This window comes from Lactobacillus intestinalis, from assembly GCF_024397795.1.
GTDB classification, from domain to species: Bacteria; Bacillota; Bacilli; order Lactobacillales; family Lactobacillaceae; genus Lactobacillus; species Lactobacillus intestinalis.
The window spans coordinates 732,196-754,244 of the sequence record NZ_CP072983.1; the positions used below are offsets into that span (position 1 = coordinate 732,196).

25 protein-coding genes are annotated in these 22,049 nt (G+C 35.4%); 21 read left to right on the plus strand and 4 right to left on the minus strand.

The features are described 5' to 3' along the window. The first annotated feature begins 8 nt into the window (after positions 1 to 8). The 3 genes from KBW87_RS03350 (at position 9) to KBW87_RS03360 (ending at position 3,100) form a co-directional block, all read left to right on the plus strand. Positions 9 to 1,430 (plus strand): C69 family dipeptidase, encoded by a 1,422-nt coding sequence (locus tag KBW87_RS03350; protein ID WP_057810512.1) that lies wholly within the window; start codon positions 9 to 11, stop codon positions 1,428 to 1,430. An 86-nt stretch (positions 1,431 to 1,516) separates the two neighbouring features. Continuing rightward, positions 1,517 to 2,422 (plus strand): amidohydrolase family protein, encoded by a 906-nt coding sequence (locus tag KBW87_RS03355; protein ID WP_057810514.1) that lies wholly within the window; start codon positions 1,517 to 1,519, stop codon positions 2,420 to 2,422. Between the two features lie 15 nt (positions 2,423 to 2,437). Continuing rightward, positions 2,438 to 3,100: a putative quinol monooxygenase gene (locus tag KBW87_RS03360; protein WP_057810516.1), complete on the plus strand. Its 663-nt coding sequence runs from the start codon at positions 2,438 to 2,440 to the stop codon at positions 3,098 to 3,100. Between the two features lie 30 nt (positions 3,101 to 3,130). Here KBW87_RS03360 and KBW87_RS03365 read toward each other — a convergent pair whose 3' ends face one another. Next, positions 3,131 to 4,552, minus strand: a complete 1,422-nt coding sequence (locus tag KBW87_RS03365; protein WP_057810519.1) for an APC family permease — start codon at positions 4,550 to 4,552, stop codon at positions 3,131 to 3,133. Between the two features lie 157 nt (positions 4,553 to 4,709). Between KBW87_RS03365 and ylxM the strand changes: the two genes are divergently transcribed. The 9 genes from ylxM to KBW87_RS03410 all read left to right on the plus strand — a co-directional run bounded on the left by ylxM (position 4,710) and on the right by KBW87_RS03410 (position 10,828). Then, on the plus strand, positions 4,710 to 5,051 hold the full coding sequence (gene ylxM, locus KBW87_RS03370) for a YlxM family DNA-binding protein (protein WP_057810521.1): 342 nt from the start codon (positions 4,710 to 4,712) through the stop codon (positions 5,049 to 5,051). 5 nt (positions 5,052 to 5,056) lie between these two features. Continuing rightward, positions 5,057 to 6,487: a signal recognition particle protein gene (gene ffh, locus KBW87_RS03375; protein ID WP_057810524.1), complete on the plus strand. Its 1,431-nt coding sequence runs from the start codon at positions 5,057 to 5,059 to the stop codon at positions 6,485 to 6,487. 89 nt (positions 6,488 to 6,576) lie between these two features. Continuing rightward, entirely contained in the window at positions 6,577 to 6,849 is a 273-nt protein-coding gene (gene rpsP, locus KBW87_RS03380) for a 30S ribosomal protein S16 (protein WP_004042984.1), read from the plus strand. Between the two features lie 68 nt (positions 6,850 to 6,917). Next, the gene (gene rimM, locus KBW87_RS03385) at positions 6,918 to 7,433 is read left to right on the plus strand and encodes a ribosome maturation factor RimM (protein WP_057810526.1); all 516 of its coding nucleotides are present in this window, start codon (positions 6,918 to 6,920) and stop codon (positions 7,431 to 7,433) included. Next, positions 7,423 to 8,142: a tRNA (guanosine(37)-N1)-methyltransferase TrmD gene (gene trmD, locus KBW87_RS03390; RefSeq protein WP_057810528.1), complete on the plus strand. Its 720-nt coding sequence runs from the start codon at positions 7,423 to 7,425 to the stop codon at positions 8,140 to 8,142. The genes rimM and trmD overlap by 11 nt, the downstream gene beginning before the upstream one ends. Positions 8,143 to 8,269: 127 nt before the next feature. After that, the gene (gene rplS / locus KBW87_RS03395; protein WP_004042979.1) at positions 8,270 to 8,617 is read left to right on the plus strand and encodes a 50S ribosomal protein L19; all 348 of its coding nucleotides are present in this window, start codon (positions 8,270 to 8,272) and stop codon (positions 8,615 to 8,617) included. 326 nt (positions 8,618 to 8,943) lie between these two features. Continuing rightward, positions 8,944 to 9,366 (plus strand): bis(5'-nucleosyl)-tetraphosphatase, encoded by a 423-nt coding sequence (locus KBW87_RS03400; RefSeq protein ID WP_057810530.1) that lies wholly within the window; start codon positions 8,944 to 8,946, stop codon positions 9,364 to 9,366. Positions 9,367 to 9,411: 45 nt separating this feature from the next. After that, positions 9,412 to 10,065, plus strand: coding sequence for a uracil-DNA glycosylase (locus KBW87_RS03405; RefSeq protein ID WP_057810532.1), 654 nt, complete (start codon positions 9,412 to 9,414; stop codon positions 10,063 to 10,065). Further along, the gene (locus KBW87_RS03410) at positions 10,058 to 10,828 is read left to right on the plus strand and encodes an SGNH/GDSL hydrolase family protein (RefSeq protein WP_057810534.1); all 771 of its coding nucleotides are present in this window, start codon (positions 10,058 to 10,060) and stop codon (positions 10,826 to 10,828) included. Before KBW87_RS03405 ends, KBW87_RS03410 begins: the two co-directional genes overlap by 8 nt. A 28-nt stretch (positions 10,829 to 10,856) precedes the next feature. Here the strand turns inward: KBW87_RS03410 and lexA are convergent, their stop codons facing one another. Continuing rightward, on the minus strand, positions 10,857 to 11,483 hold the full coding sequence (lexA, locus tag KBW87_RS03415; RefSeq protein ID WP_057810536.1) for a transcriptional repressor LexA: 627 nt from the start codon (positions 11,481 to 11,483) through the stop codon (positions 10,857 to 10,859). A 149-nt stretch (positions 11,484 to 11,632) separates the two neighbouring features. Between lexA and KBW87_RS03420 the strand changes: the two genes are divergently transcribed. From KBW87_RS03420 to KBW87_RS03440, 5 genes are all read left to right on the plus strand, one after another. Next, a complete protein-coding gene (locus KBW87_RS03420; protein ID WP_004042967.1) occupies positions 11,633 to 11,881 on the plus strand; it encodes a DUF896 domain-containing protein in 249 nt (82 codons plus the stop codon). Positions 11,882 to 11,949: 68 nt separating this feature from the next. Beyond that, the gene (locus KBW87_RS03425; protein ID WP_004042965.1) at positions 11,950 to 12,168 is read left to right on the plus strand and encodes a YneF family protein; all 219 of its coding nucleotides are present in this window, start codon (positions 11,950 to 11,952) and stop codon (positions 12,166 to 12,168) included. Positions 12,169 to 12,244: 76 nt separating this feature from the next. Next, positions 12,245 to 14,008, plus strand: coding sequence for an ABC transporter ATP-binding protein (locus KBW87_RS03430; protein ID WP_057810538.1), 1,764 nt, complete (start codon positions 12,245 to 12,247; stop codon positions 14,006 to 14,008). After that, positions 14,001 to 15,794 carry an ABC transporter ATP-binding protein gene (locus tag KBW87_RS03435; protein ID WP_057810540.1) on the plus strand — a complete coding sequence of 598 codons (1,794 nt, stop codon included), beginning with the start codon at positions 14,001 to 14,003 and terminating at the stop codon, positions 15,792 to 15,794. The genes KBW87_RS03430 and KBW87_RS03435 overlap by 8 nt, the downstream gene beginning before the upstream one ends. Then, positions 15,794 to 16,024, plus strand: coding sequence for a hypothetical protein (locus KBW87_RS03440; RefSeq protein ID WP_057810542.1), 231 nt, complete (start codon positions 15,794 to 15,796; stop codon positions 16,022 to 16,024). Before KBW87_RS03435 ends, KBW87_RS03440 begins: the two co-directional genes overlap by 1 nt. Before the next feature lie 56 nt (positions 16,025 to 16,080). On the opposite strand, the gene KBW87_RS03445 is transcribed toward KBW87_RS03440, so the two are convergent. Further along, on the minus strand, positions 16,081 to 17,259 hold the full coding sequence (locus KBW87_RS03445) for an SAM-dependent methyltransferase (protein WP_057810544.1): 1,179 nt from the start codon (positions 17,257 to 17,259) through the stop codon (positions 16,081 to 16,083). 155 nt (positions 17,260 to 17,414) lie between these two features. Between KBW87_RS03445 and KBW87_RS03450 the strand changes: the two genes are divergently transcribed. Beyond that, positions 17,415 to 18,242: a transporter substrate-binding domain-containing protein gene (locus KBW87_RS03450; RefSeq protein ID WP_004042957.1), complete on the plus strand. Its 828-nt coding sequence runs from the start codon at positions 17,415 to 17,417 to the stop codon at positions 18,240 to 18,242. A gap of 26 nt (positions 18,243 to 18,268) precedes the next feature. On the opposite strand, the gene KBW87_RS03455 is transcribed toward KBW87_RS03450, so the two are convergent. Then, entirely contained in the window at positions 18,269 to 18,883 is a 615-nt protein-coding gene (locus KBW87_RS03455; protein WP_057810546.1) for a lysophospholipid acyltransferase family protein, read from the minus strand. A gap of 59 nt (positions 18,884 to 18,942) precedes the next feature. Here KBW87_RS03455 and KBW87_RS03460 point away from each other — a divergent pair, with 59 nt between their 5' ends. The 3 genes from KBW87_RS03460 to tsf all read left to right on the plus strand — a co-directional run bounded on the left by KBW87_RS03460 (position 18,943) and on the right by tsf (position 21,967). Continuing rightward, entirely contained in the window at positions 18,943 to 19,974 is a 1,032-nt protein-coding gene (locus KBW87_RS03460) for a GIY-YIG nuclease family protein (protein ID WP_057810547.1), read from the plus strand. Between the two features lie 159 nt (positions 19,975 to 20,133). Beyond that, positions 20,134 to 20,907 (plus strand): 30S ribosomal protein S2, encoded by a 774-nt coding sequence (rpsB, locus tag KBW87_RS03465; RefSeq protein ID WP_057810549.1) that lies wholly within the window; start codon positions 20,134 to 20,136, stop codon positions 20,905 to 20,907. A 34-nt stretch (positions 20,908 to 20,941) separates the two neighbouring features. Continuing rightward, complete coding sequence (gene tsf / locus KBW87_RS03470) at positions 20,942 to 21,967, plus strand: translation elongation factor Ts (RefSeq protein ID WP_057810551.1); 1,026 nt, start codon at positions 20,942 to 20,944, stop codon at positions 21,965 to 21,967. The last annotated feature ends 82 nt before the right edge of the window (positions 21,968 to 22,049 follow it).

Genomic DNA, 22,049 nt, shown 5'->3' on the forward strand with positions numbered 1-22,049 from the left:
GAAAATTTATGAAAGAATATAGTGCATGTACGACAATTTTAGTCGGTAAAAAAGCTTCTATCGATGGTACAACTATGATTGCACGTAATGATGATACTTTTAAGCCAATCACTCCCCAAAAGTTCATCATTGAACCTGCTCGTCATGGAGAAAAGAAGCATATTAAATCTTGGCTTAATAAGTTTGAAATGGATTTGCCTGAGGATGCCCAACGTGTGCCAGCAGTTCCTAATGTAGATTACAAGCACCAAGGTTACTACGACGAAAGTGGTATTAACCAAGAAAATGTTGCTATGTCATGTACTGAATCAACTTATGGTAATGAAAGAACGCTTGCTTTCGATCCATTAGTTAAAGATGGTCTTGATGAAGACTGTATGCAAACTGTAACCTTGCCATATATTCATTCTGCTAGAAATGGTGTGGAATATTTAGGTAAGCTGATTGCTAAATATGGTAGTCCAGCTGGTAATTCTGTTCTTTTCAGTGATAAGGATGAAATCTGGTACATGGAAATCGTTACCGGCCACCACTGGGTTGCCCAACGTATTCCAGATGATTGCTATGCTGCTACGGGTAACCGTGTTGCCATTGAACAAGTTGATTTTAATGATCCTGATCATTTTATGTGGAGTGAGGGGATTCGTGAATTTGTTGATGAACACGATTTGAACCCAGATCATGAAGGTTGGAATTTCCGTCACATTTTTGGAACTTACACTGAACAAGATCGTCACTACAATACTAACCGTCAATGGTATATTCAAAAACTTTTCAACCCAGAAATTGAACAAGATCCTGAAGATGGAGATCTTCCATTTATCCGGAAGGCAGCTAAGAAGATTACCAAAGAAGATATTCAATTTGCTTTAGGTTCTCACTATCAAGATACCCCATATGATCCGTTTGGTAAGGGTACTGAAGAAGAAAAGCACCGTTTCCGTCCTATTGGTTTGAATAGAACTCAAAATGCTCATATTTTACAAATTAGAAGTAATGTTCCTGCAGATCGTGCTGCTATTATGTGGTTATGTATTGGCGGCCCTACATTCACTCCATTTGTACCATTCTTTGCTAATATGAATGACACTGACCCTTCATATAACAATACTTCTATGGATTACAACATGAATGATGCTTGGTGGTACTACAAGTCATTTGCTGCTCTTGTTGAAAGTCATTACCCACAATTTGTTCAATTAGATACTACTTATTTAACTGAATTAAACCGTTACTACCGTGCACGTGTTGAAGAAATTATTAAGGGTGCTGAAGGTAAGACGGGTGACGAATTGACTGAATATTTGACTACTGAAAACCAAAAGACAGTTGCTCATACTAAGAAAGAAACTGAAAAGCTTTGGGGTCAAATGTTTATTGATTCTATTAATATGTCTAAATTAACTTTTAATATGGATGAAAATCTATAATAAAAAAGAATTCGATCAAATTAAACGATCGAATTCTTTTTTTGCAGTAAAATGATATTAAGAGATAAAAAACAGGAGGTTTGAAAATGAAAATCGATGCATTCGCACATATTTTAACGCCAAACTATTATCAAAAGATGTTAGATATTGATCCTGATATTCCTGATAAATATCCATTTTTAAAGATTAAAGCTTTAACGGATATTGATTACCGCTTAGCTAATTGGCCAGACCCACATTTAAAACAAGTTATTTCTTTTGCAAATCTTAATGTAGAGGATTTCGTAATCCCGGATCAGTCAGCCGATATTTGTCGTCAGGCTAATGAAGAAATGGAGGAAATAGTTAAGAAGCACTTGGATAAGTTTGAAGCCGGGGTAGGGATGCTTCCGATGAATAATATTCCAGCTGCACGAGCAATTCTTCAAGAAATTTCAGATTCTAAATACTTAGTTGGTGCTCAAATTTTTACTCGCCATTTAGGTAAAAGTATTGCAGCACTTGAATATCGTCCTGTCTTAGCAGCTGCAGCTAAATTGAATGTTCCATTGTGGCTTCATCCAGTATTTGATAAGCGTAAACCGGATAACAATTTGATTTTCTCTTGGGAATATGAATTGTCCCAAGCTATGCTTCAATTAGTTCAATCCGATATTTTTGAGGAATATCCTAATTTAAAAATTTTGGTTCACCATGCAGGTGCAATGGTCTCATTCTTTAGTGGTCGGATTAACCAAATCTTGGATGAACAGCATGCTGATGATTTTAAGAACTTTTATGTAGATACTGCTATTTTAGGTAATCCGCCTGCTCTTCAGCTTACTTTGGACTACTTTGGTATCAATCATGTTCTTTATGCCACCGATGCTCCATTTGGGGTTGCTCCTTTTGGCGCTGATGAAATTGTTACTGCAGCTGTTGAGGATCTGGATATTTCAGATTTGTATGATAATAAGATTTTTAAAACCAATTATGAACACTTTGTTGAATAAAGGAGTTTTAGTCAGATGAATTTGAAAAATCCACCAATTATGAATTTTCATCGTTTAGCTGTTAGTCCACAAAATCAAGCTGCTTTTGTAAAAGCTGGCAACACTAACATGTTCAAATCTATTGAAGACGATGGAACTTTATTTATGTTTTCTGCTAAAAGTAAGCAGTCTAATGATAATTATGTCTTTGAATGTTATAAAGATGAGAAAGCTTACGAAGATCATCTAGTTTCCTCTCAATTTAAAGATTTTAAAAAGGCAACACAGGATCTAGTAATTGAAAATGATTCTTTTCCATTAACTCCGATATTTGCAGGAACTAATTATCAAAATTTACGTATAAAGAGTGATAATAATTATCTAGTTAATATAGCTAAGATTACTTTAGTGGATTTTGATCGCGAAGCTTTTGCTAAGATTGTAAAGCATGAGATGACGGTTTCTATGCAAGAAGAGCCTGGTGTAATTGCGATGTTTGCAGGCTACTTGTTTGATGTAGAAAATGAATGGCGTTTCTTTGAAGTATATAAAGATGAATCTGCATACCAAAAGCATGTACAAACCGATAATTTTAAAGACTATGTTCAAAAAACACAAGAAATGTTTTATCAAAAAGAAGTATTGCAACTTCATGGAGATATCATTGTAGATAAAGCAAATATTAATTACGAAAAATAAAAAGATTAGCTAGCTTCTGCTAGCTAATCTTTATTTGTTTAAACTCGAATGTCTTATACCGTATACCAAATAAATTATTACACCTAGAATAAACCATGCAATTGCATAAATTTTAGCTTGAACGTCTAATCCAAGGAACACAACCAAGGAAGCTAAGAATGCTAAGGCAGGTAAGATAGGGTAAAGTGGCATTTTAAAGGCTGGATCAGTAATGTCCTTTCCTTCACGTCTTCTTAAAGGATAAATTCCCAAAGAAACAAACATGAAGGCAATCAAAGTACCAGCTGAAATCAATTGTGACAAGGCTGCAAATGGGAAAATTGTTCCAATTAAGATCGCAGCCACGGTAATTGCAAGAACGGCATTATTTGGACGGTGATTTTTATCAAGTTTACCGAGCCATTTTGGAAGCATACCATCACGACCAAAAGAGTAAACCAAACGTGAACCCGCCATGCTCATTCCGATTAAAGCAGTAAACATCCCAAATACAGCGATAGTTTGAACTACAACAGCGACAATACCATGGTTAGCATACCGTAATGCTAAACCAACTGGTTCAGCACTACCAGCATACTTACCATATGGCATAACACCTACTAATACTAAACTTACGCAGACAAATAAAATTACTGCAATTACTAAAGAACCAATAATTCCACGAGGCATTGTCTTTTCGGGATCAATTGCTTCTGCTGAGTTAGCAGCCACGGAATCAAATCCGATGTAAGATAAGAAAATCATCGCTACTCCGGCATAAATACCTTGCCATCCTCCAAATGCACCGTTAGCAGTTGGACGATACTTTGGAATAAAAGGAATATAATTGCTGTATTTGATAGCAGTTGCTCCTACTACAACAAACAATAAAATAGCAATAACTTTTAAAACAACTAAGCCGTTTTCAACTCTAGAAACGCGATTCACACCATTAGAAATTAAAATAGCTACCAATGCAATCGAAACTAATGAAATAATGTCGACAATTCCACCATCAGTTCCAAAAGCATTGGAAAGAGCAGCTGGTAACTTTATTCCTAAAGGTGCAATTAAGGCTCGCAGGTTTGCGGAAAGACCCGATCCTACAAAGGCAAGAGCAATAAAATACTCTGCTAAAAGGGCCCATCCAGCCACCCATCCCCAAAATTCTCCAAAAACAACATTAATCCAAGAATAAGCCGATCCAGCAAAAGGCATCGCTGCTGCCATTTCTGCATAAGCAAAGGCTACTAAACCTGCAGCAATCGCAGCTAAAATGAAAGAAATTGCAACTGCTGGTCCTGTGTGCATAGCAGCTACTTCACCAGGTAATGTGAAAATTGAAGCTGAGACGATTGTACCAACGCCCAAAGCTAAAATATCTCTTACTTTTAACGAGCGAACCAGATGTCCATCTTTATTCTCATAAACACGTGGATCTTCTTTTCGATTCATGATCTTCCAAAGACTCATCCATAATTCCTCCTTATTATTTGAGAGATTTATAATAATTATAATTAAATCTAACTTAAAATCAACTAGAAAAGACATTTAATTTTAACAACAAAAGCCATGATGGTCAATCGTCAATTACGGGCTTTTTTGTTATACTTAATGACGGTGAAGTTAAATGGATGAATTGACAAAGACCGAACAACTTGGAGATCTTTATGCATACTATGGTTCTTTATTAACTAAAGGTCAGCAGAATTACTTTGAGGATTATTATTATAATGATCTTTCTTTAGGAGAAATTGCTGATAATCATAATGTTTCAAGACAAGCAGTTTATGACAATTTACGTCGATCGGCAGCTGCACTTAAAAAGTATGAAAATAAATTACATATGCAGGAAGATTATAATAAAATAGAAGATCATCTAGAAAAAATTTCTCAATTAATTGATCATTCTAATGTTAGTCAAGCTAAAATAGAGATTATTGAATTACTAAATAATATGAGAGGGGAATAACCCAAATGGCTTTTGAAAATTTAAGTGAACGTATTCAAAAAGCGTTAAAAAATTTAACTGGAAAAGGGAAGATTTCTGAAGAAGATATCAATCGTGCTAGTCGGGAAATTCGTTTAGCATTACTTGAAGCCGATGTAAACTTTAAGGTAGTTAAGGACTTTATTAAAACTATTAAGAAGGAAGCTTTAGGTAAGGAGGTTCAAGAAAGTTTAAATCCTGGTCAACAAGTAATAAAAATAGTTAATGAAGAACTAACTAAGATGATGGGGGAAGATGCTGCAACTCTTAATAAATCAAAGCATATTCCTACAGTTATTATGATGGTAGGTTTGCAAGGTACTGGTAAAACTACTACCGTTGGGAAGCTGGCATATCATTTACAAAAGACACAAAACGCTCGTCCTCTTTTGATTGCTGGGGACATTTATCGTCCTGCAGCCGTTGATCAATTAAAGCAAATTGGGGAACAATTAAAGGTTCCGGTTTATAGTGAAACTAATGAAAAAGATGTTGCCAAAATCGTTGAAAATGGTTTAAAAGAAGCCGATAAGAACAAAAACGACTATGTAATTATCGATACTGCTGGTCGACTTGAAATTGATGAACCCTTAATGGAAGAGCTTGAACGAGTTAAAAAAGTTTCTGATCCTGATAACATTTTGCTTGTTGTTGATGCTATGACTGGTCAAGCAGCGACTGATGTTGCTAAAGGTTTTGATGAGCGCCTTGGTGTTACCGGCGTTATCCTTACTAAGCTTGATGGTGATACTCGTGGTGGGGCAGCTTTATCAATACGTGCTGTTACTGGCAAGCCAATTATTTATACCGGACAAGGTGAAAAGCTTACTGATTTAGAAGATTTCCACCCTGATAGAATGGCTTCTAGAATCTTAGGAATGGGGGACATGCTAACTTTAATTGAGCGTGCCCAACAAGATTATGATGAAAAAGAAGCTCAAAAAGTTGCTGAAAAAATGAAGGAAAATACTTTTGATTTCAACGACTTTATCGATCAATTGGAACAAGTTCAAAAAATGGGACCTTTGGATCAAATTATGAAGATGATCCCAGGGATGGCGAATAATCCTCAACTTCAAAATATGAGTATTGATGAAAAGCAAATTGCTCATACTAAAGCAATTGTTTATTCAATGACTAAAGAAGAACGTGAAAATCCAGATGTTTTAAATCCAAGTCGTAGACGTAGAATTGCAGCCGGATCAGCACGTCCAGTAGTTGAAGTAAACCGTATGATCAAGCAATTCAAGATGGCACGAGATATGATGCAAAAAGTTACTAAAGGTAACTTCAAAGGCTTGAGCAATTTACCAGGAATGGATTCGCCAATGGCTAAAATGGCAATGAGAAGAATGGGGAAAAACTTCAAGAAGAATAAGAAAAAACGCTTGAAGAATATGAAGAGATATCATTCCTAAAAAAATTAGTCTGTTAAGTAAAAATCCTTTACACCTTTGGAAGTTAATGGTATATTATTAATCGTTAAGTTTTAGGAGGATATTAATTTATGTCAGTTAAAATTCGTATGCACCGCATGGGTGCCAAGAGAAAGCCTTTCTACAGAATCGTTGTTGCAGACTCACGTATGCCACGTGATGGTCGTTTCATCGAAGAAGTAGGTTACTACAACCCAGTTTCAACTCCAAAGGAATTGAAGCTTGATGAAGACAAGATTTTTGATTGGCTTCAAAAGGGTGCACAACCTTCAGATACTGTTAGATCACTTCTTTCAAGTGAAGGTATCATGAAGAAGTTGCACGATGCAAAATACAACAAGTAATTAATTACTTTGAAGAGTTTGGGGTTTTCATGCTTCAAGCTCTTTTTTCTTATTTTTAAGGAGGAAAAATGCAATTTTATGATGTAGCTAAAGTTCTAACTACTCATGGTTTAAATGGAGAGGTTAAGGTTGCCTTAATTACAGACTTTCCCGAAGAAAGATTTGCAACAGGTAGTAAATTAGCACTTAAAAATGATCATGAAAAAACTTTAACCGTAAAAAGTGGCCGTCCTTTTAAACAATTTTGGCTCGTTCAATTTGAAGAAATAACTGATATTGAACAAGCTGAAAAATTACGTGGAAAAATTTTAGTAGTTAATGAAGAAAACCAACAAGAGCTGCCAGACGGGCTATATTATTATCGCGATATTTTAGACTGTGATGTGATTGATAATGAAACTGGTGAACGAATTGGAAAGATTACTGATATTCAATCACCAGGTGCAAATGATGTATGGGAAGTAACAGAGGATTCTGGAAAAGAATTTTTGATCCCCTTTATTGAAGATGTAGTTAAGAAAGTAGATGTTCCTAATAAGAAGGTTTATGTAGAACTTATGGAGGGACTACGCGATGAAGATTAATGTTTTAACGCTTTTTCCTGACATGTTTACCCCATTGCAAACTTCAATGCTTGGACGTGGGCTAGAAGATGGCAAGTGGGACCTTAATTTAGTAAACTTCCGTGATTTTACTACCGATGTTCATCATCATGTTGATGACACACCCTATGGAGGGGGTGCTGGCATGGTGCTTCAAGTTATGCCGATTAAAAAGGCTTTAGATTCTCTTCCTTCCAAAGGTAAAGTTATTATTACCGCTCCTCAAGGGAAGACTTTCAATGAAGAAATGGCACAAAAGTGGGCTGAAGAAGATGAATTAACATTTATTTGTGGCCATTACGAAGGCTTTGATCAAAGGGTTTATGATTTGGCAGATGAGACGGTTTCAATTGGGGACTATGTCTTAACAGGTGGTGAATTGCCTACAATGAGTATGATTGATGCCACTGTAAGACTTTTACCGGGAATTTTAGGAAATGCTGCTTCTCCTGTTGAAGAAAGTTTTTCTCATGGCTTGTTAGAATATCCTCAGTATACACGCCCTGCAGATTTTGAAGGACAAAAAGTCCCCGAAGTTTTAACTAGTGGTAATCATCAAAAAATTGCTGAATGGCGTCATAAGGAAGCTCTTAGGGCTACCTATCTTCATAGACCAGATATGCTAGAGAATCGTGAATTAACTGATGAAGAACAGCACATGCTTAAAGAAATTAAAAATGAGATTAACTAGTGAGCTTGAACTTTAGCTGGATTTCTGCTAGAATCATACGAGTGGCTTGTAAGACCACTATTAAGATTATGGGTGTTCCGCTGGGCGTGAAACGTGATAATGAATGCCGAAGAAGGAGAAAAATATTATGGATCCATTAATTGCTGAATTAACTAAGGAACAACTTCGTGATGATATTCCTGCTTTCCGTGCAGGTGACACTGTTCGTGTACACGTACGTGTTGTTGAAGGTTCACACGAACGTATCCAAATGTTCGAAGGTGTTGTAATTAAGAAGAAGGGTACGGGCATTGGTGCAACTTACACTGTACGTAAGATTGCTTCAGGTGTTGGTGTTGAACGTACCTTCCCAGTTAACGACCCACGTGTTGCTAAGGTTGAAGTATTACGTCACGGTCGTGTACGTCGTGCTAAGCTTTACTACTTACGTGATCGTCACGGTAAGTCAGCTAGAATCGCTGAAGCACGTCGTTAATTGTAAAATTACGATAATAAAAAAGCTAGTCTGTAAAAGGCTAGCTTTTTGCATTGACAGTTTTTAGAAGTATTGGTATATTAAAACTACTTCTTCAGAAGTAATTCAACTATATATTTTTAGTTGAATTTATTTTTGCCTAAGATAGTTAGGTAGTCTATCTTGGCAACGGCGCTATTCATGTTTTACATGGATAGTGCTTTTTTGTTTGATTTAATAAGAAGCAAAAAGAATTGTATAATAATTTTGATGTACTATGAGCCAAAAAAGATAGAGATGGGAAGAAAAGTTATATAATAGGTATCATGAGGAAGGGGAGAAATTAAATGATCCATGAACATTCTGCAGGTAGTATTATTTATCGCATTAATGATGGCAAGATAGAGTTTTTAATCGTAGAAAGTTGTATGCACCATACGTGGGGATTTCCTAAGGGACATCTTGAACCCGGTGAGACTGAAGAAGAAGCAGCTAAACGTGAAGTTGCGGAAGAAGTAGGGCTTCATCCAGACTTTGATTTTAACTTTAGATGTGAAACCACTTATCCAACTGAAGAGGGGACAGTTAAAAAAGTGGGCTTTTTCTTAAGCGAAAATAATCCTACTCAGCATGTGGTTGATCAAAAAGAAGAAATTCTCAATTCTAAATGGATTGATTTACAAGAAGCAGAATCGTATTTACCTAAAGAACGTGGTTTGTATAAAATGCTTGTGAAAGCTGAAAAGTTTATCAAGCAGAATGATAAATAGAAGAAGTGAGAAAGATCACTTCTTTTTTATTTTTGGAGGGAAAAGATGAAATATCCTAAAGAATTAATTGATGAAGTGGAAAAACGCTCGGAAGGGATGAAACTAGAAGGGTTAAATAAAGGAGCGGGCCCTATTCATCCAGCGCTTATGATTGTTGGAGAAGCTCCTGGACGAAATGAAATTCAAACTCAGGTTCCTTTCAATGGAGATTCCGGAAAAGAACTAATGAAATCTTTGGCTTCAATCGGTTTACGTCGAGAAGATGTGTATATTACCTCCGCTGTGCGCAGTAGGCCGTACAGCATTAAGAAAGTTTTTAGTAAAAAAGAGAATAAAGAAGTAATAAAATATCCTAATCGAAAACCAACTAAGAAAGAAATTTTAGCTCATGCTCCGTTTTTTGATTATGAAATAAAGAAGGTACAGCCTAAATTAATTGTAGCAGTCGGAAATACGGCATTAGAGAGACTTTTGGGACCTGGCTACAAAATTTCTAAGGAACATGGTAAAGTTATTAGCAATACGCCTATTTTGCAACTGAATCAAAATAAAGATGGTTATGAATGGTCAAATGAAAAATATACCATCTTTCCGCAATATCATCCTGCAGCTGTTTTTTATAATCGGAAATTGGCAGAAGATATTGCTCGAGATTGGCAGGTTATTGGGCCCTATTTGAAGGAGAAAAATTATGAGTAACGAAACATTTTTAATTCCGATAGTTCAAAATAATGATTTATCAGATATTGCTTTAGCAGAACTTAGACAAGATTTGGATGCACATCCTCTTAATCAGCGGCTTTATGAAGATATTGCGTATTTACCAGGAAATTCTAGGAAATATAGCCTAAATCAAGTTGAATTTACAATGGGTCCGCTTTTTAAAAAGAAAATTTTATTTTTGGGTTCGTCGGTTACTTTTGGCTTTGGTAGTTTAGGTGAATCATTTGTTGATTATCTTTGGAAAAAGGATGGAGTACTTGCTATTAAAAATGCAGAAAATGGTACAACTTTAGTGGACCAAGATATAAAAGGTGAGTCATATGTTAAAAGATTTAATGAAGAATTAAAACAAAAAGACCATCCAGATATCTTTGTTTTACAACTTTCCACAAACGATGCTACTTTAGGAAATAAGTTAGGAAAGATTAGCAATGATAATTATGATACTCAAACAATTATTGGCGCTCTAGAATATATTATTTCTAAAGCTAAGCAAAACTGGGATTGTCCAATTTTAATTTATACTAACCCTAATTTTGATAATCTTCTTTATGCGCAAATGGTTCAAGCAGCTCATGAATTGGCTAAAAAGTGGGGTGTAGAAGTTTTAGATTTATTCAATGATCCTAACTTTAAAGATCAAGATAAATTATATATGGTAGATGAAATTCATCCTACTCGTGCAGGCTATGAATTAAAATGGTTACCGATCTTTGAAAAGAAATTAATTGAAATGTAAAAAAGCACTAATTATTAGTGCTTTTTTATTAGATAATATTGTTTCTATAGAGACCTACAACTTTACCAAGGATTTTTACATTATCTAAAATGATAGGGTCCATAGTATCATTTTCAGGTTGCAAACGATAATGATCAGTTTCTTTAAAGAAACGTTTAACTGTAGCTTCATTACTGTCATTCATTGCCACAACAATTTCACCATTGTTAGCAGAAGACTGCTTTCTTACAATGACGTTATCGCCGTTTAAAATACCAGCCTTGATCATACTTTCGCCATGAATTTTAAGCATAAATAATTCACCAGCGTAAGTAGTTAAATCCGGTGGAAGTGGGAAATAGTCGTCAGTAGTTTTATCTTCAACTGCTAAAATTGGCGTTCCCGCAGTGACTACTCCTAAAATTGGGATAGTAGTAGGCTTAATTCCCAACTCTTCCTTCCCTTTTTGAGTAATTTCAAGAGCTCGTGGTTTAGTTGCATCTTTAATGATGTATCCTTTACGTTCAAGTTGTGCTAAGTGACCATGAACTGTAGAAGTAGAGGATAAACCAACTGCAGCACAGATTTCTCTAACAGTAGGTGGAAATCCATGTTCATCTACTGTTTCATAAATATAGCGTAAAATAGCTAATTGCTTATTATTTTTTTTAGGCATCGTATATTCTCCATTATTTTTATATTTAACATCCCTATTTTAGCAAATATTAAAACTGTTTACAAACTAGCGTTCTTGAAAATAAAGAATGATTTTCTTTTTTTCTGTAGATAAATAGAGTAAACTATTTTTGATAAGAGGTGTTTAAAATGGATAAAAATGAAGAAAAAAAGGTCACAGATCGTATCAACGAACTTTATCACAAGAAGCAAAAGGAAGGTTTAACTCCAGAAGAAGAAGCCGAAAGAAAAGAACTTCATAAGAAGTTTCTTGAAAACTTCAGAGCTGGATTTAGACAACAATTGGAAGATACTGTAATTATCGATAAAAATGGTAAAGAAGTAACTTCTGAAAAGGCTAAGAAGGCACAAAGAGAAAAGGGTCTTAGAAAAGATTAATTTTGCCTTTAAAATTTTGTATTTTTTAGGTAAAATAGCATTATTAATTAATGGAGGATTTTTAGATTATGAATTTAGGATTAGCAATTGTTTTAATTATTGTTGCACTGGCAGTCGGCCTAATTGGTGGATTCTACGGTGCACGAGCATATATGAAGAAGTATTTCCAAGAAAATCCTCCAATTAACGAAGATATGATTGTTAGCATGATGTCTCAAATGGGACAAAAGCCTTCTGCTAAAAAGGTAAATCAAGTCATGAACCGTATGAAACATCAAAACAAATAGTATTTTTGTACTAGATCATTATTGATAAAGACGAAGGATCTCCTTCGTCTTTTTTGTATTTGAAAGAGGTGGTTGAATGGGTATTTTTAAAAAATTAGGATGGTTTTTTAAAGAGGAGAAGAAAAGATATATTATAGGAATTCTATTTTTAGCTTTAACCTCATTAGCTAATTTAGTTCCACCACGAGTATTGGGATTGATGGCGGATGAGCTAGATAAAGGTCATATCACGTGGGGGCAATATGGGGCTTTAATTTTGGCTATTGTAGCTGCTGCAATTGTTCTATATGTTTTGCGTTATTTTTGGCGTAAACAAATTTGGGGTGGCGCAGCAGAGCTTGAGCGCAAAATGCGCACTCGTTTGTTTAATCATTTTATGATTATGGATAAAACTTTTTATCAAAGACACCGGACTGGAGATTTGATGGCGCATGCTACTAATGATGTAACCTCTATTCAAAATGTGGCTGGAGATGGTGTCCTTACTTTAGTAGATTCATTAATCATGGGATTATCAACCATGATTGCAATGATTGTATTTGTTGACTTTAGATTAACCATTATTGCTCTCTTGCCGCTTCCATTTTTGGCTTGGGGTGCATGGAAGCTGGGAGACCATCTCCATGTTGCTTTTGATAAATCACAAGCTGCATTTTCTCGTTTAAACAATAAAACACAAGAATCTGTTTCCGGAATTAAAGTATTGAAAACTTTTGGTCAAGGAAAAGAGGATACGGCTGCATTTGAAAAAATGGTTGATGAGACGATCAAGATTAATAAGCACGTTTTTGTTTGGGATTCCTTGTTTGATCCTTTAGGAACATTGATCATTGGCTTAACCTATGCAATTACTATTATTTATGGTGGATTTTTAGTAAAGCAAAATATTTTATCAGTTGGACAGTTGGTATCTTTTATTGCTTATATTGGGAACATGGTTTGGCCAATGTTTGCGATTGGTTATCTTTTCAATATTTTGGAACGTGGGAGTGCTAGTTACGATCGAGTAGAAAAATTATTAAATGAAAAATCATTAATTACTGATGAAAATGCAGATGAAACCCTTACTGCAAAAGATATTGAGGGAGATCTAAACTATAATATTAAGTCATTTGCTTATCCCGATGAAAAAGATATTTCTGTTTTAAATAATATTGATTTCACATTGAAGCCTGGTCAAACTTTGGGACTTGTGGGCCGAGTGGGTTCCGGAAAAACAACCATCATTCAGTTATTATTACGTGAATTTGATAATTATGAGGGAAAGATTACTTTAAATGGGCATGACATTCGAGAAATACCGTTAAATGTGCTATTGCGAGAAATTTCATATGTACCACAAAATAACTATTTATTCTCAACCAGTATTCAAAACAATATTTCCTTTTCTCAAATTGATGCGGATAATAATCAAGTTGTTGAAGCGGCTAAGAAGAGTGATTTGCATAATGACATCTTGCAAATGCCCCGTGCATATCAGACTTTAGTAGGTGAGAATGGAATTTCTCTTTCAGGGGGACAAAAGCAAAGAATGTCGATTGCTCGTGCTCTTCTTAAACATAGTCAGATTTTGATTTTGGATGATGCACTTTCAGCAGTTGACGCCAAAACTGAAAATGAAATTTTGAATTCTTTGAAGAAAGAACGTAAAGGAAAAACCACTTTAATTGCGACGCACCGTTTAACAGCTGTGAAAAATGCGGATCTGATTCTAGTTTTGAAAAATGGTCGGATTATTGAACGTGGAAGTCATGATGATCTTCTTCAAGAAAATGGCTGGTATGCGGATATGTGGCGGCGTCAAGAACTAGAAGAAAAGGTAGGTGACGAGAATGAATAATGAAGAAAATGAGTCAATTTGGGCTAAAGCTATTCCTTTTAAAGAGCAGGTTCAAATTTTTAAAAGATTGATGGGATTTGTTAAAAAATTTAAATTTGAAATGCTTATCGCTTTAATAGGAGCGTTTTTGGTTAGTGTTATCAATATGGCTTTGCCATTTGGTTTGCAGTATTTTTTGGATAATTTCTTAATTAAACAAAGTGCTACAGTTCAAATTATTGTGTTTGCGGGATTTATGTATGCTTTGGGATCAATTTTGAAAGCCGCAATTCAGTTTACTTATGAGTATTTCTTTGCTTTAGGATCAGAAAAATCGCTTGAAAGGGTGAGAGTGGAACTTTATCAAAAATTGCACCGATTAGGGATGCGCTATTTTGATCAAAATCCCGCTGGATCGATTGTTTCTAGAGTTACAAATGATACGATGACTTTAAGTAATTTCTTAGCAGTTTTAGCAAGTGTAGTGATTAGTTTCTTCTCAATTATTTCAGCCTTGGTAGCCATGTTTATGACCAACACTACTGCTGGATTTTTAATGTTATTATTTTTGCCAATTATGTTGTTTATTATTTGGCTTTATTCACAAAAAAGTTCCAAGCTCTATCGCAATTATCGTGAACGTTTAAGTAGAATTAATACTAATTTAAATGAATCGATTGAAGGAGTATCTTTAATTCAGCAGTTCAAGCAAGAAGAAAGAATGGAAAATGAGTTTGAAAATGAAAACGGTGCTTTAATGAGAACACGTTTTAATATGATTAAAGTTAACTCACTCTTGCTATCGCCATTAACAAGTCTTCTTTATTCGATTGCGTTATCAGTTTCCTTAATGTACTTTGGTTTTCCATTGCAAAAGACTTTTGTGCCAGCGGGAATCGTCTATGCCTTTTCTCAATATATCTCACAGTTCTTCAATCCAATTTCTACTATGATGGATCAAATGACACTTTTTCAAGATGGGATTGTGGCTGGCAAGCGAATCTTTAATATCTTAGATGATACCCAATATGAACCTCAACAAAATGCAGAGAAAGGTTTAACAATCAATAAGGGAAAGATCGAATTTAAGCATGTCAGTTTTTCTTATGATGGGAAAAATGAAATCTTACATGATATTAACTTTACTGTTAATCCTGGAGAAACTTTGGGTATTGTTGGTCATACCGGTTCTGGTAAAAGCTCAATTATCAATGTGATGATGAGATTTTATGATTTTCATAAAGGACAAATCTTAATTGATGGTGTTGACATCAAGAAATATCCTAAAGAAGAATTGCGTAAAAAGTTGGGTTTGGTTTTGCAAGAACCGTTCATGTTTTATGGAGATATTGTCTCAAATATTCGTTTGTATAATAAAAATATTACTGATGAACAAATTAAAAAAGCAGCCGAAACTGTTCAAGCTGATCGCTTCATTGAAGAAATGCCAGGTAAATATCATGCCAAAGTAATGGAAAATGGAGTCGAACTTAGTCAAGGTGAAAGGCAACTAATTTCTTTTGCACGGACTTTAGTAACTGATCCCAAAATCTTGGTATTGGATGAAGCAACTGCTAATGTCGATACAGAAACCGAAACTATGATTCAAAAGGGACTTAAGACTTTACGTAAGGGAAGAACAACTTTAGCAATTGCTCACCGTTTATCAACGATTGCCGATGCTGATCAAATCATTGTTTTGGATAAAGGGCGCATCGTTGAAAAGGGTACTCATGATGAATTGCTTGCGAAAAAAGGGTATTATTATAAGCTGTATACTTTACAAAATAGCGAGGGAAAAGAATAATGAATTCATTGTTACCATTCACCTTAATTGCAATTATCTTTGCCATTATAATGATTATTTTGAAGAAAACAGTAATGATAGGGAGCTCGATTTTAGTAGTAGGGATCTTGTTTGCAATAGATAGTCTTTGCTTGACGTCACGTGCCCCAAGTTATTTATATGCTTTGCCGATTTTATTTATTGGATTGGGTATCTATTACATTTTTAAGGCTTTCAAGAAAAGATCATAAATAAAGCGCAAAAAAAGACTGAACTTGTCAATCTAGACAAACTCAGCCTTTTTATTTTACTTATGTAACATGTACTTTCTAGTCATTGGTAAATCTTTACCAGATGGGCCCTTAGTCATTAGATATTGAACTATATCAATGTTTCCTGATTCAAATGATGCCGCACATGCTTGTAAATACATGTCCCACATTCTGGTGAATCTTTCACCCATCATCTTTTCTACTTCATCACGAGCATTATTGAAGTTCTCGTCCCAAATTTCAAGAGTTCTTTGGTAGTGACGACGAAGCATTTCAACGTCAGTGATTTGCAAATCGTTTTCAACAATATCGCCGATGATCTCTTGTAAACCAGGAATGTAGCCACCTGGGAAAATATACTTGTTAATCCAGGCATTAGTTGCACCGCCTTGTTGACGAGTGATTCCGTGGATTAAAGCAACTCCATCTTGCTTCAAGTAGCGGTAAATGTCGTGGAAATATTCACTTAAGTTTTCGCTACCTACATGTTCAAACATCCCCACTGAAGTGATGTAATCCCATTGTTGATCGCCAAGTTCTCGATAGTCTTCAAGTTTAACTTCAGCAACATCTTGCAAGTTTTCATCGTAGATACGTTTTTGAACAAATTTGAATTGCTCTTCGCTTAAAGTTACCCCTGTTACCTTTAAACCATATTCTTTGGCAGCAGTAAGCATTAAAGTTCCCCAGCCGCATCCAATGTCAAGCAAAGTTTTTCCTTCGTGGGGATGCAGCTTATTTAGGATATGGTGTACTTTAGCAATTTGAGCTTTTTCAAGATCATCCTTATTGTCATCTTCAAAGTAAGCACATGAGTAGGTTAAAGTAGGGTCAAGCCAAAGCTTGTAAAAATCATTTCCAATATCGTAGTGACTTTGAACATCTTCTTCACTTTGTTCTTCAGTATGCTTTTGCTTAGGTAGAAATTTGCGGAACTTAGAAGAACGCATAAAACTGTTGGCACTGTCATAAGCACCACAGATTAACTTTTGAATATCACCTTTGATTTCAATCTTCTTGTCCATGTAGCCTTCACCTAATGCAAGCGAGGCGTTGCGAGTAATGTCTGACATTGGAATTTTCTCGTTAAAAATAATTTCAATATCAGGAGTACCATTGCCGTAAACTTCGCTTTTACCATCCCAGTAAGTTACCTTAACAGGAAATGGGAAGGATTTGCTAAGCATCATCTTGTAAAAAGTTTTTTCTAACATTTAGGTCCCTCCAAAAATATTAATGCTGATAATAATTTTAACACTAATTGAAAATTCTCAAGTTGAATTAATAGAAAAGTTTTCTGAATTTGTTTTATTTAGGTAATTTCTGTTAGAATTTTATAATAATAGAAAAAGAGAAGGAATGGTGGTTCATGCTTAAGAAAAAGATAATTGTATTTTTATCTTTGATAATTAGCTTAATTTTTGTTGTAACGGGATGTCAAAACAAGCAGAATCAGAATGTCTATAAAGAAGTAAAAAGTAGTAAGACAATTAACTGGGGCGTAAAAGCCGACACTCCTTTATTTGGTGCAATGAGCATTAGAACTGGTAAAATTCAAGGCTTTGAAGTGGATTTAGCTGAAGCATTAACTCATAAAATGCTTGGCAAGAATGCTAAAGCCAATTTTGTTACTACAACTGCTAATACTAAAATTCAACTTTTAAAAAATAGAAATATTGATGCTGCGATCGCTGCAATGACAATTACCCCTGAACGTAAGAAGGAAGTAGATTTTAGTAAGCCTTATTTTCCAGCAGGCCAGAGTTTATTAGTTGCCAACGATAGTAAAATTAAAAATGTTCGTCAACTTAATGGTAAAAAGGTTTTGGCTGTTAAAGGAACGACTGCAGTTGATGCCGTGCATAAATTTGCTCCTAAAGCTTCAGTAATTCAATATGATGACTATGGTCAAGCTTTTGCTGCGTTGAAAGCAGGTCAAGGTGAAGCTTTTACTACCGACAATGGGATTTTAGCGGGAATTGCCCGAGATAATCCTGGTTATAAATTAGTTGGTGGTACTTTTACTAATCAACCTTACGGAATCGCTGTTAATAAGGGACAAGGCGAGATGGCCAATAAAATTAATCAAGCCTTAACTGAACTAGAAAAAGACGGCACTTATGATCGAATTGTGCGCAAGTGGTTTAAAGGTATTCCAGGCTTTAACCTACATGAGATTGAAAAATATGGTAAATAAAAAAGCCGAGATGATGTCTCGACTTTTTATTTTGCAACGTAATGAAAATTAGGATTTTGTTCTTTATCTAACTTGTCCCAGGCATTTTCCAATTCTTGGTAAATCTTTTCTTCGTTTTCGTGGGTTAATTTGGTCTTGCGGTCAATGTAGATTGGATCACCAAAACATACTTCAAGTGGTTTTCTCTTTAAAAAACCTTTAAAAGTTAGGGGTCCTTGATAAACCACAGGGACCATCGGCTTTTGAGAGAGTTTAGCGATTAATAATGCTCCGCCTTTAAGTTCAGAAGAATGCCGAGTTCCTGAAGGAAAAATGATTAAAGACAGCTTTCCTTTTTTTAAACCTTTAACAGGAACCTTTAAAACAGAAGGGCCGGGATGTGCGCGATCAACCGGAAAGGCATGAGAATGCTTTAAAATGAAGTGTAAAACTGGATTTTTAAATAATTCGATTTTAGCCATAAACATGAATTCCATTGGACTAGCTGCTAAAGCAAATAAAATCGGTTCCCACCAAGTACGGTGAGGAGCAACTAAAATATAGTTTCCATCAGGAAGACGATCTTTATGGTGAACATGCAAGTGCCCATTTAATACCCATACAATAAAACGGGCAATTGGACGAATGATTCGATAAAACATATTTTTCCTCCGTTTTTATTGTAAATTATTATAGCAAAGAAATTGAAAGGATAAAAATAATGGTAGAACTCGGCAAAAATGAACGTATCGATTATATGTATAGTGATAATTTGAAAATTATTCAGGATAAAACAGCTTTTAGTTTCTCTCTTGATACTTTATTGTTAGCTTATTGGGCAAAACAAGCTATCCATAATCGTGATAAAGTAGCAGATTTATGTGCTGGCAACTGTGCTGCAACAATTTATATGGCATATTTTAACAATGCAAAATATGATGCGATTGAAATTCAGAATGAAATTTTTTCTCAAGCTCAGCGCTCAGTAGAACTCAATAAAATGGAAAATCAGATCCATGTTCATCAAGATAATGTCAAAAATGCACCTAAATTTTTACGAAAAGATAGCTATGATGTGGTAGTAGTTAATCCTCCGTATTTTAAAACTCCTCAAGGTCATGAAGTTAACCCGGATCCTAAAAAGGCAATTGCTCGACATGAAATTTTGGTTAACTTAGAAGAAATTATTGAAGTTGCTAGCGGCTTGTTAAAAATGAAGGGGAAAATGTTTATGGTACATCGCCCTGAGCGCTTAGGAGAAATTGCTTATTATTGTATGAAGCATGATATGAGCGTCAAGTTTATTCAACCCTTTGTCTCTCATCGGGGGATGGATGCAAATTTAGTAATTGTTGAAGCGGTCAAGCATACAGCTTTTGATGGGACAGTTTTACGTGATGCTATTGAGGTTCATGACAAAGATGGTGAATTTTTACCTCATATTCAGCGCATTATTAGAGAAAGTGATGAAGATAGAAAAAAACATGATGAACAAGGCAAGTATTACTTCTATGTGTTGCTTTGCAAAGATGGTAGTTTTTATGGCGGGTTTACCAATGACTTACAGCATCGTTTAAAGATGCATAATACCGGAAAGGGTGCTAAGTATACTAAGGCACGACGACCAGTAAAGATGATTTATCATGAGGAGTTTACAGACAAAAGCGCGGCTTTAAAAAGAGAGTATTGGTTTAAGCATCATGATCGAAAATGGAAGGAAAAATTCTTAAAAGAACATAATGTTCATTTTTAAGGAAAATCTCTTGCTTTTCTTCAATATATTTAGTAATATGTTCTGGTGTGTTAAACACACTGATAACACATCAAGAGCGATTGATAGATTGGTGCCTTACATAGGTCAAATATCAAAATGAACGCTTGAGAGGATTAAAACCATAGGAGGAATTTATTTATGTCAGTTGTTACTATGAAGCAATTGCTTGAAGCTGGTGTACACTTTGGTCACCAAACTAGAAGATGGAACCCTAAGATGGCTCCTTACATTTTTACTCAAAGAAACGGTATCTACATCATTGATTTACAAAAGACTATCAAGATGTTAGATGATGCTTACAACTTCATGAAGGCTGTAGCACAAGATGGTGGCGTATTCTTATTCGTAGGTACTAAGAAGCAAGCTCAAGATTCAATTGCTGAAGAAGCAACCCGTGCAGGTCAATACTACGTTAACCAACGTTGGTTAGGTGGTACTTTGACTAACTGGAGCACTATTCAAAGCCGTGTTAAGCGTTTGAAGCAATTAAAGGAAATGTCACAAGACGGTACCTTTGACGTATTGCCAAAGAAAGAAGTTGCTCTTTTAACTAAGGAAATGGACAAGCTTGAAAGATTCTTAGGCGGTATCGAAGATATGCCAAGAATTCCAGATGTTATGTTCGTTGTTGATCCTAAGAAGGAAAAGATCGCTGTTCACGAAGCAAACATTTTGGGTATCCCAGTTGTTGCTATGGTTGATACTAACACTGATCCAGATCCAATCGACGTAGTTATCCCATCAAACGATGACGCTATTCGTGCTATTCGTTTGATCGCAGGTGCTATGGCTGATGCTATTATTGAAGGTAAGCAAGGTCAAGACGACGAAGAAATCGAAGTTGACTTTGAAGAAAATGCTGACGGTTCAGAAGAAATTGTTGGTGTTGAAGAAGAATCAGACAAAGACTAGTTTTTACTATTAGTTCTGTTAGGAGGACACAATAATGGCAAAAATTACTGCAAAGCAAGTTAAAGATTTACGTGAACGTACTGGTGCCGGCGTTATGGACGCTAAGAAAGCATTAGTAGAAGTTGACGGTGACATGGAAAAAGCCGTTGAATACCTTCACGAAAAGGGTATGGCTAAGGCTGCTAAGAAGGCAGACCGTGTTGCAGCTGAAGGTTTGACTGGTGTTTATGTTGCTGGTAACGAAGCAGCTATTACTGAAATTAACTCAGAAACTGACTTCGTTTCTCAAAACGAAAAATTTGTTAACTTAGTAAATGATGTTACTAAGACTATTGCTGAAGGCAAGCCAGCTAACAATGAAGCAGCTGAAGAATTGAAGATGGATGATGGTAAAACTTTATCACAAGCTTTTGTAGACGCAACTGCTACAATTGGTGAAAAGATTGTTTTACGTCGTTACGCTTTAGAAGAAAAGACTGATGACCAAGAATTTGGTGCTTACCAACATAATGGTGGTCAAATTGGTGTTATCACTGTAGTAGAAGGTGCTGATGCTGCAACTGCTAAGCACTTAGCAATGCACATTGCTGCTATGAAGCCTACTGTTATTTCACCAGATGAATTAGACGATGACTTTATTACTGAACAATTGGCTTTGATGAATCATAAGATTGATCAAGACAATGAAAGTCGTGAATTAGTACATAAGAAGCCATTGCCACACCTTGTCTACGGTTCAGCAAAGCAATTAACTGATGATGTTTTAGCTAAGGCTAAGGAAGACATCAAGGCTGAACTTAAAGAAGAAGGTAAGCCAGAAAAGATTTGGGATAGAATTATTCCTGGTAAGATGCAACGCTTTATTGATGATAATACTCAAGTTGATAAGCAATTTGCAGTTTTATCACAAAATTACATCATGGACGACAGCAAGACTGTTGGAGAATTTTTGAAGGAAAAGGGAGCTAAGTTAGTTGCTTTCAAGCGCTTCGAAGTCGGTGAAGGTATCGAAAAGAAGCAAGAAGACTTTGCTACTGAAGTACGTGAACAAATGAAGTAATTTATTTGTATTTGGAGAGGAGGGGAAGAGAAATCCCTTCCTCTTTTTTTATAGATTTTGTCTACTGATTAGAAAATAAGGC